8 protein-coding genes and 1 pseudogene are annotated in these 9843 nt (G+C 63.2%); 3 read left to right on the top strand and 6 right to left on the bottom strand.

The features are described 5' to 3' along the window. Nucleotides 1–354 precede the first annotated feature (354 nt). A complete protein-coding gene (locus BJF77_RS20330) occupies nucleotides 355–654 on the bottom strand; it encodes a hypothetical protein (RefSeq protein WP_139318660.1) in 300 nt (99 codons plus the stop codon). After that, nucleotides 648–1283 carry an AAA family ATPase gene (locus tag BJF77_RS18475; RefSeq protein ID WP_062737164.1) on the bottom strand — a complete coding sequence of 212 codons (636 nt, stop codon included), beginning with the start codon at nucleotides 1281–1283 and terminating at the stop codon, nucleotides 648–650. The genes BJF77_RS20330 and BJF77_RS18475 overlap by 7 nt, the downstream gene beginning before the upstream one ends. A 144-nt stretch (nucleotides 1284–1427) precedes the next feature. Here BJF77_RS18475 and BJF77_RS18470 point away from each other — a divergent pair, with 144 nt between their 5' ends. After that, nucleotides 1428–1970 carry a ParA family protein gene (locus BJF77_RS18470; RefSeq protein WP_255396362.1) on the top strand — a complete coding sequence of 181 codons (543 nt, stop codon included), beginning with the start codon at nucleotides 1428–1430 and terminating at the stop codon, nucleotides 1968–1970. Nucleotides 1971–2137: 167 nt separating this feature from the next. Further along, on the top strand, nucleotides 2138–2314 hold the full coding sequence (locus tag BJF77_RS20725) for a hypothetical protein (protein ID WP_158041323.1): 177 nt from the start codon (nucleotides 2138–2140) through the stop codon (nucleotides 2312–2314). A 469-nt stretch (nucleotides 2315–2783) separates the two neighbouring features. On the opposite strand, the pseudogene BJF77_RS18465 reads toward BJF77_RS20725, so the two are convergent. The 4 genes and pseudogenes from BJF77_RS18465 to BJF77_RS18450 form a co-directional block, all read right to left on the bottom strand. Further along, nucleotides 2784–3112: pseudogene (locus tag BJF77_RS18465) on the bottom strand (Lsr2 family protein). Between the two features lie 354 nt (nucleotides 3113–3466). Next, on the bottom strand, nucleotides 3467–5935 hold the full coding sequence (locus BJF77_RS18460; protein WP_139318658.1) for a DEAD/DEAH box helicase: 2469 nt from the start codon (nucleotides 5933–5935) through the stop codon (nucleotides 3467–3469). Continuing rightward, on the bottom strand, nucleotides 5935–7872 hold the full coding sequence (locus BJF77_RS18455) for a site-specific DNA-methyltransferase (protein WP_075873087.1): 1938 nt from the start codon (nucleotides 7870–7872) through the stop codon (nucleotides 5935–5937). The genes BJF77_RS18460 and BJF77_RS18455 overlap by 1 nt, the downstream gene beginning before the upstream one ends. 143 nt (nucleotides 7873–8015) lie before the next feature. Then, on the bottom strand, nucleotides 8016–8630 hold the full coding sequence (locus tag BJF77_RS18450) for a restriction endonuclease (protein WP_075873086.1): 615 nt from the start codon (nucleotides 8628–8630) through the stop codon (nucleotides 8016–8018). Nucleotides 8631–8782: 152 nt separating this feature from the next. On the opposite strand from BJF77_RS18450, the gene BJF77_RS18445 reads away from it, so the two are divergent. Continuing rightward, nucleotides 8783–9340, top strand: a complete 558-nt coding sequence (locus BJF77_RS18445) for a hypothetical protein (protein WP_075873085.1) — start codon at nucleotides 8783–8785, stop codon at nucleotides 9338–9340. Nucleotides 9341–9843 lie beyond the last annotated feature (503 nt).

The raw sequence follows: 9843 nt of genomic DNA, 5'->3' as shown, positions 1-9843 counted from the left end.
CATCCTGTGGCGAGGAGCCCGTTCCTCATCTCACCGGCACACCCGTGGCAAGAACCTCATGCCCCACAACATCTAGGCATGTAGGAGCCGCACCAACAGCAACCAGTGCGGCACCATAATTGTACTGGTGTAGTACCAGCACCACACCAGTGTGGTGTTGAACCGGGTTTGAGAAGTTCTCTGTGGCCATGGCCCTCCTCAGGCACGGACCTGACGAGCTTTTTGATCAAATTTTCGCTGGGAAGTATCCACGGCAGTATCTGGGCATAAAGGTGCCGTGCCGACCAGTGTCGACACGGCACCGTGTTGGTACTTATGTGGTACCAATACCACACCGATGTGGTGTGAGGAGGACTACTTAAGCGGCACGTTCTGGCCGTAGCGCTCCTCAAGCACGGGCCATACGAGCTCTTCGATCAACTTCTGCTGGGAAGTGTCCTCAGCTTCGGCGGCGTAATTGAGCAAGGCATGCTGGGTGTTGTTGAACCGGAAGTTGTACCCCTTCACTTTGGCTCCGTTCCGCGCCCGCCGCTTCCATGGTTTCAGGGGTGGTCCCTGATCGGGGGTGTCTGAACCCGAGCGTTCGGCTGCCGCTGCAAACCGCTCGATCTCTTCCTCTCGATTGGAGGCAATCGGTCCACGTTTCCTCACCATGAGAAGACCTCCTGGGTCAGCAGTTGAATCTCGGCCTTGGCCTTGGCGTCGCGCATCTCCACGACTCCCTTGCCGTCGGCCAGGCAGTCGGCGAAAGCCTTGCGCTGATGCAACACGGTCTGAGCAAGTCGCACTCGAGGGAAGTCCTCGAGGTACGACTGCGCTTCCTCTCGTTCCTTGGTGAACACGTTGGAAGAGACAAAGTTGAGGACCAGCATTGACTTGAGGTCCTCGTTGAAGTCTTGGGCCCCTTCTATCGTCTCCAGGAGGCCGGCCACGGCATCAAGGTCGGCTTGGGTGGCGCGCGTCGGGCTGATCAGCATGTCCGCTGCAGTCAGTGCTGTACGCATCTCCTTGGAGTCCTTGCCCGGGACGTCGACCAGGATGTGATCGAACTTGGGTCGGAACTCCTCCAAAAATTTATGCAGTGATCCCGATTTCTGCACGGATTGCAACGAGGGGAGCCCGGCTTCCTCTCGGTCAGTAGTGAAGTTTGAGGTCGTGCGAATCGTCGGGTCAGCGTCGACCAGCAGCACGTCCTTCCCCTGCCGCTGCAACTCAACGGCCATGTTGACGGTGAGAGTCGACTTGCCCGTTCCGCCCTTCTGATGCCCAAAGACAATGATCATGGCACTACAGTAACACCACCTTGGTGTCGTATCAGTACCAGTGTGGTACTACGCCGGTCCACTATGGTGTGGTACTTGTGTGGTACCAAGATGAGGCCACACATGGCTGGCCCCATTCGCTCTTCGGCAGCCTAGAGTCTCGCGGTGCCCAGTGGGTGGCACCCGAACCTCCGGGTCATTCCCTCGGCCCGCAACGTCTCCAACCGCGAGGCCGACCGGGCCGATCACGCAGAGCTGCGGCTGAAGATCTCCCTGACCGGTCTGCAGGCGGATGTGGTGGTCATTGACTGCCCGAACCGGCAGGGTGGTCCGTTGACGCTGTCGGCGTTGAACGCGGCGGACACCGTGGTCTACGCAGCCACCGCCACCAGCGATGGCATCGACGGGGTGGATGGGGCGCGGCGCACGGTCGCCCAGTTCCGCCGGCACCGCCAGCAGCTCGGTGCCCCGGACACCCTCACCGAGGCTGGCATCGTGGTCGGTGGGGTAAAGGAGACGATCATGAGCCGGGCGGCGGTGGCCAGCCTCGAGGAGCTGCGTGCCACGGGGTTGTTCTTGGAGCCGTTGATCCCGGACCGGGCGATTGTCCAGGAGGTGCGGATTTCGGGGGAGTGGTACGGCCAATACCGCAAGGGCTCCCGGGTCCTGGATGCCTACACGGCGATCGCGAAGAAGGTGCTGCGATGACCGACCAGCCCGAGCGTCCCGCCTCACTCCAGCGCCGCCGGCCCCGTCCGGCCCCGGATGAGCACATCGACCCAGTCGACTACACACCCCCACGCGCTACCTCACCCCAGCCTGCGACACCGATGGTGTCGACACCGCCAGTGCAGGCAACCCCGGTGGCAGAGCCCATGGTCGCACCCAAGCGCGGGCGGGGCCGGCCGCGCCGGGAACCTACGATCCAGCTCGGGGTGCGGGTGGCTCAGGACGTCTCCGATTTGATCGAGGAGCTCACCGAGCACGATGGCACCGCCCGTGCGGTGATCGAGAACGCGGTGCGCGCCTACGCCCAACAGCTCAACCGATAACACCGCCCCCCAATAGGGGAGGGGTGCGGCCGCGGGCGGCTTTCCCATGGTCGGCGAGGAAGGAACCCGGCTCACCGTTGCTGGTGGGCCGGGTTCTCTCATTCTTGGGACAGGCGGAGGGATGGGGCGGGTGGTCCCGTGGGTCTTCGAACGACGCAGGTGCCCGCGCCCCTGCCGGAAGCTGCCAGGGCCAGCCCCTAGCGAGGGCAGTAGTCGGGCGCCAAAGGGACGACCAGCGCTGTCCAGGCTGGACGCGGGGCGTCCCGGGGCTGCCGTGGCCGTGAACGGATCGTCAGCCTGTCACCGGCTGCTCACCGTGCGGAGGCGGTCACGGTGAGGGCCCTCGTGCTCGAGCCCTGCCCCGGGGCGTTCCCCGGTGATGCCGCGGCCGTGGCCGCCGGCATCAGATCCTGCTGTCGCGGAGCACCCGGACAGGCCTGAGCGCGTGTCCGGGTGGGGGAGTGGGGGTCTACTGGGCGGCGTAGTAGGCGCCTTGACGGACTGGTGGATGCGGCCGCGGTCGGAGACCTCGTACCCGTTCTCCTTCGCCCAGGCCCGGATCTTCGCCGTCTCCGGGTTACCGCCGGCGGAGGAACGGGGCCCGGTGGTCCGGATGGACTTGGACTGGGCCCGCCGGCCGGCGGCAGCGAAGGGGCGCAGGGCTTCCCGCAGCTTCTCCGCATTGGTGGTGGAGAGGTCGATCTCGTACTGCCGGCCGTCCAGACCGAACTGGACGGTCTCATCAGCAGGACCACCCTCGAGGTCGTCCTCCAGAATGATCTGTACGCTCTGGGCCATCACAACACCTTTCCCTTTGTCTCGTCATGTTTTTCGCTGGAATGCGCACCCAAGCAGTAAGTCCGGCACCGACATCCTTTCCCGCATGCTCTCTGAGGGATGTCGAAGTGGCGCCGATTGTGGTGAGCGATTCCGCGCACTGGTTATCCTACCGGTAAATTGCCTGTCACTTTTTTCACTGATAGAACAACCATTAGAAGCTTGCGGTCGTCGTCGAAGGTTGATTGGAGAACCAACAAATCTCTGGACAGTCCCTGGGGACTGAACTACTTGATGCCCAGGCGTCTCTGGTGATCCCCTGGGAAACGACGAACTGATGAATCAGCAATAAAACTGACGCTCATGCTCATGGATCTACTGAGGGTCGGTGGCTGTCAGAAGCCCATTCCAAGAGCCGGCTGCCTGCTTGATATGGGTCTCAGTGGCGAATACGTAGCGCCAGGCCCCGAATTGTTCGTCGTCGCGGATGAAGCGGGACCAACGTTCGGCAGCGGCTTTCTTAGTTAGCACGGACGTGTCCCGGGCGTCGGCATCGGACTTTCCTTCGATTACCCAGTGAGTTCCGTCTTTGTCGATGGCGATGAAGTCGGGGAAGTAGCGTCCGGTGTCGGTGTGGATGAAGGCTTGGCCGGTGGTGTAAACCCGCAGCCACCAGGTGATTTCCTCGTCTCGGTCCAGGAGCTGGGCCAGGGCCCATTCGGTGGACTTGGCGTCGAAGGAGGCAGTGGGCATGATGTTCTTCTTCCAGCCCTGGAAGTGCACGCTCTTGCGGTAACCGTCCTCATAGGCGTGCGGAGCGGCCGGGTCCACCAGGACCGGTTCCAGGGGCAGGGGCACGGGGGTGAGGACGTAGGTGCGTTCCTGCTTCCGATTGCCGATGGCGGTGCGGATGAGCTGCCGGATGCCTTCGACGGCCTGTTGGCGACGGTGCTGACCCCACTCGGCGGCTGCCTGCTCGGTGGAGGTCACCCCGGCTCCGCGCAGGAAGGCGGTAACCAACCGCCGGGCAGCGGTCTTCTCCCGCCGCTCAGCGGTGACCTCAGGTTGGCGCATGATCGCCTGGGTCAGTTCCTCGCGGACAGTGTCCAGGCTGGCTACCTCCTGTTGGGCTTCCTCGCTCTTTTGCGGGTCCACGACAATGGCGACGTCTCCGTTGCGTCGACGGGCGTCAAGGGCGTCGCGGAAGATCAGGGTAGGGACTTCACGGATGAACCGGGCACCGGCGGCCTCGGCGTCCCCGTCGTGGACGTCGGAGAGTGAGAACCGGGCCGTGACAAGTTTTGCTTCTTGTCGGGGGAAGACGATGCGTGGGGCGCCCTCGATGCGCACACGGGGCCCCGGAGTAGGAATGGCCTGTCGCTTCTGGGACTCCTGGAGGACCAGCACCGGGGTGGCCTCCGCGGGGTCCTCGTCGGGCTCTGTTGCCATGGTGAACAGATCGCCCTGGTTCGGATCCACGGCCAGGGGGTCGAAGAGGGATCCCGGATCCGCGACGGGCCGGGGGACAGGGGGTGGGGTGTCGGTGGGGGGTGTGGTGGTGGCTGCACCTTGGGCGTCGACCTCGGTTTGGGCGGCTGGGATCTGCAGACGCCGGCGCAGCACGTCTTTCTGGGAGAGCAGCGCCTGATAGGAGTCGTGGGCCACCAAGTCCACCTGATCCACCATGGGCACGCCGGTGCGCTGACCGAAAGGCAGGCGCAGACCCCGGCCGAGGATCTGCTCGGTCAGTGTCTGGGAAGCCAGTTTCCGCAGGGCCACGATCACCGCAATGTTCTTCACATCCCAGCCCTCGCGCAGCATGTTCACGCTCACGATCCCCCGGATCGGAGAGTCAGGCCGTTCCACATCTGCCAACGCCTGCAGGGCCACATCGGAGGATTGCGAAGTGATCTCCAGGACCGCGGAGGGGTCCCCGATGAAACCCGGCCCGGCCAGCATCTGTCCGACCTGTCCGGCGTGCTCGATGCTCTGGCAGACCACGAACAGCACCGGACGCACCGACGGTGCGTCTCCGGCGACGGTCCGGTACTGGGTGTAGGCGGCGTCCTTGGCCCGTAGCAGCTGGCAGGCATCGGACAGTTGAGTGCGTTCGTCCTTCGTGCCGTCCTTGCGGTAAACGATGACCGGGACCTTCACATGCCCGTCGGCGATAGCTTCCCCAAGGGTGTACTGGAAGACGATCTTAGGAATGTCCGCCGCATCCGGGGTCGCGGTCAGACCCACCAGGGCGACCGGGTGCAGGTCACGGATGGCCTTGGAGAAGGCCTTGGCCTTCTCGTGGTAGATGTGATGCTCATCGGCGATGACGAACAGGTCCTCGGTGTTCTCCAAGTAGGCATAAAGCGCGTTCCCGAGGGTTTCGTCCTCTTCCCGCACCCGGCGGCTGACCTTGTCGCTGGGACGGATCAGCTGCTGGACGTTGAAAACGAACACCTTGAGCCGCTCCGGATCCCGCAGCACGGTGCCGACCTCGGCGCGCTGAAAATTCTCCGGAGTGATGACGAACGGGACGGTCTCCGCGCCGGCGACGTACTTGGCCGAGGCCTCATCGAAGTTGGCCAGGGTCTTGGTCTGGATCGTGCTACTGGGGGTGACCACCAAGACGTGGCGCACTCCTTGGGCGGCGAGGTAGTCGATGAGCGAGGACATCAAGAAGGTCTTGCCGACACCGGTCGCCAGATCGGCCACCATCTCGGTGAAGGACCCGTCAGCGGCCACGATGGCCTTCACGACCTCGGCCAGAGCCAGTCGGTTGGGTTCGCGCAGGTCGAAGCGGGCGGCGATCTCCAGCAGCAACGCCTCGTCGTAGGTGATTTCGAGCATCACTTCACCGTCGCCTTCGGGAACAGGTCCTCGGGGGCCTTGCGCAACCGGGAACCGGGGGACAACTCGCTCAACAATCGCTCGGCCTCCGGCAGCACACCCTTGGCCACCACCACCGCTTTCTCCCCGTCACCGAGGTGCTCCACCACGGTGCGGACCACCTGCTCATCGGCCACCCCGTCCACGACCGCCAGTCGCAAACGGCGCTTGATCCCGCAGAACACCGGGTGATCCGGGGTCAGGGAGAACCGCAACTGGCCGGCCACCGCCTGGGAGAACGCGCCATTGGTGGCCGCCTCGGACAGGTACACCTCCCCGTCCTCGTCGTCGACCTCGTACATGGACGGGCCCATCCGGGCCACGCTGAACCCGCCACCGCCGGTCCACTGCGCGGTGGTTTCTTCCTCGGTCCGTGTTGCCGTTCGCAATGCCTTGAGCGTCTGAGGGTCAAGACCGCTCATCGGCTTGGCTACCCGGCTGAGCAGAGTGGTGAAGAGCTGGGCGTCCTCCGGGGTCATGCCCTCGGGCAGATCCGTAACGCCCACGCGTTCCTTCTTGATCGTGATGCCCCCAGAGTCCTCCCCGCGGGCCACCTTGGTCAGTCGGGGCTTAGTGAATTTCTCCACGGTGTTCTGCAGCAGTTCAACCGTCACCCATCGGCGTCCCATCTTGTGGGCGACCGCTGCTGTAGTGCCCGAACCAGCGAAGCAGTCCAGCACAAGGTCACCAGGCTGCGTGGAGACCTGGATGATCCGGGAAATCAAGCGCTCCGGCTTGGGGGTGTCAAACACAGACTGTCCAGGGAACAGGGCCTTGATCTCCGCCTTGGCTTCCCGGTTGTGGCCGACCGTGTTGTTGTCCCACCAGGTGGAGACGGCCAAACCAGTGGTGGGAACGTAGGACTTCCGCCCCAATCCGCCGGCACCACCGGATCGCAGCACGATCATCGGCCAGTTGCCCCGTTCATACCGCTGCCGCGCGATCCCTTGCGCTTCCTCTAGGGGGATGGCCAGCATTACCGCCTGAACACCTTGCCGTATCTCCTCAGTCGTGACCCCGCAGAGGGCCGCCCGGGTGGAAGCATCCTCGATGTCGCGCAACTCGTAGGGGGCGTAGCCGTTCATTTCGCGCAGAATGGCCGTCTGCTCAGTCCACCAGTGACGGCCTTGTGCCGGGTAGTGCAGCTTGCCGGTAATGGGGTGCTGGATCGCATAGACCATGCCCTGGTGGGTCTTTGCACCTGGTGCGGTGGGGTCGCCGTCGAACCAAGGGTTGGGGTCGCCGTCGGGGGAGGAGAACCGGGCGTCGGACTGCGCAGTGCGGGGAAGTCGATTCGGCGTCCAAGCCGGACTACGGCGGTAAACCAGGATGAAATCCTGGTCCACGGACAGGCCCTTGGCATCGTTGCGGGTGGAATCAGCCTTCTGCCAGACCACCTCACCCACAAAGTTCTCCGCTCCGAACTCCTCGTCCAGTAGAACGCGCATGCGGTGAACCTCAGCGTCATCAAGATGCACCCAGATAGAGGCATCCTCGGCCATGAGCGGCTTGAGGTGGCGGATCCGGTCGCGCATCATCGTCAACCACACCGAGTGCTCCAGAGCATCGGCATAGTGCTCGAAAGTCTGCGCGGTGTTGAAGGGCGGATCGATGTAGACGAGCTTCACCTTGCCCCGATACTTCTGGGCCCACTCCGGCACCGTACCCAAGGAGCGCAAGGCGTCGCCCGATTCACCGACGATGAGTAGATTCTCCCCCGCCCCCGTGGGTCCATCATGCTCGCCTACCGTGTCGGTGATCTGGATGTTTTTCACCTCACGGGCACGAGGATCAGCGGGGTCCACCCACTGGTAGTCGTACTTCCCGTGCTCCGAGGGGATCAGGGCCAGGTCCTTGCCCATCCATGTCAGCTCGAGCCGGCCCTTCGGTGACTTCATGCCCGCCTTTCGACTCAGCGCCCTGACGGTGGCCGGGGCCGTGCAGGGCCACGTTGTTCAGCGTGGCCCTTGGTTGATGTATCTGTCTGGTCCCCAGCTTTTCACAAGACCGTTGGCCTTCTGCGCGAACCCGGGCAGCCCGCTCAGATGCGGGTAGAGACGTCGGTGAGCACCTCCACGAGGTGCTCAGGGTCCCTTTGGTCCAGCAAGGTCACTCTGGTGCCTTTGCCCTCAGGTGTCGGCCTGTAGGCCTGTGCGATGAAAGTGGGGAGGTCATATCGTTCGATGGCTTCCTGGCTAGTCATGAGAGGACGGGGCATCGCAGATCGAGTCTCAAAGATGAATCTCCCTTCGGTGACCGTGACCAGCGCGATCCCATGGGTCTTGGCGAAATCGAGAGCTCCCCGCTGGAAAGGGGTGGTAGAGACGATCAGCCCTTTCTGGGCGCCTGAGCTTTGCACCTTTTGATGGAGAATCTGGGGGATCTCCCGTTTGATCAGGTGGGTGTGCTTCTTGGCCTCAACGAGGACGAGGAAGTCCATGCCGCCCAGGCGGAACCTCATGGTGGCATCCATGTCATAGGTGCCGTCACTGGTTTTCACCAGTTCGTGCAACGTCACCTTGAGGTCATCGACATCCTGGTTGATGCTGCGGAGTGTCTCCACCACGAACCGTTCGAAATCGGCAGGGCTCATGTCCGCCGGCGGATACCGGGTTGTTTCGAAGGCAACCTCGTGGGAGTGATCTTTCAGGGGCATGTCCTGAGTCTTCCCTGGATCTGAACCAGCTGTCGGCACGACCCGCGGGAAGGGTGCTGCTCCAGCAGGTGGTCGGAACGAAGTCGACACTCACTCCCCTTGATGTCCAGGCATCACATGGCCAGAAATATTTATGTGCATAAGGTGGGGGGATGGACGACTACTTGGAGAAGTCGCCGAACGCGGCCCGGATGGGCAAAGCGGCGGAGTACCTCGTCTCCGCGTTTTGCATCCTCGTCACCCAGGGGCAGCTGAATGTGTCCACCTCGATGGTCGACGACGAGGGCGTGGACCTGGTGTTCCACCAGCGCGGGAGCACGGCCACCTTGGCGGTCCAGGTGAAGGCGCGGATGCTCAGTAGCACCCTGGCGCAACGGGGCAGTTTCCAGGCCTTCGTGCGGTCACAGACCTTCACCCCGCGGAATGGCTTGGCCCTGCTCTTCGTGTCGGTCGATGATCAACGCGGTCAGCTCGACAAGGCGTGGCTGGTGCCCAGTGCCGAGTTCGACAAGCGGAAAGGTACCGCGACAAGACAGGGCCGATATCGCTTCGTAGCATCCCTGAAAGAGGGATCCCAGGACCAGTGGGCGCGCTTCCGACTCGAACCCCTGCAGTTGCCAGAAGTGATCCTGCGACGTTTGGAAGACCTGAACCAGGTGCCGTCAGTCGGTCCTCAGCGCGCGACCCCCTCGACTGCAGGCCAGGAATGACTCCCTCGGAGGTCGGTCTCCTGTCCGCTGGCATCGCCGCCTCGGTGTCCTCGGTAGTCGCTGTCATCACGCACATGTTCAACCGCGACCGGGAGCACGAAAAGTGGCACCTCGAACGCCTGTACGAGACTACAGCTAGTCCCACGAAATGCTTCGAGGACTCGGACGACGCCCTTTTCACCTCGGTGGCCTCTCTGGCCGCCAAACAGCCGGGAAACTACCCGCAACCTCTACTGGACGAGGATCCGGGCCTTCGTCACCGGCTGGAACGACCGGTGGCACTCCTTCGTGTGGACCAAAACCAGCGCGGAGATCTTCAAGAAAACCAACCGCCCGACCGCTTCAAAGACGGGCCACTAGAGTGTGACCAGAAACGGATTTGTGCCCGGGCCGTATAGAAGGCGACCCGGCACGGGTTGCACATGACTAGGGTGCTCCGTCGAGGCGCCCATCACGAAACGGGCGTCCGCCGCTCATGGAATCGAGAGGTGACACATTGACTT

It is taken from the genome of Kocuria sp. CNJ-770, assembly GCF_001942375.1.
In the GTDB taxonomy this organism is placed as follows: domain Bacteria; phylum Actinomycetota; class Actinomycetes; order Actinomycetales; family Micrococcaceae; genus Kocuria; species Kocuria oceani.
Note: the sequence above shows the minus strand (reverse complement) of the source record. Positions and strands in the feature narration are given on the sequence as shown.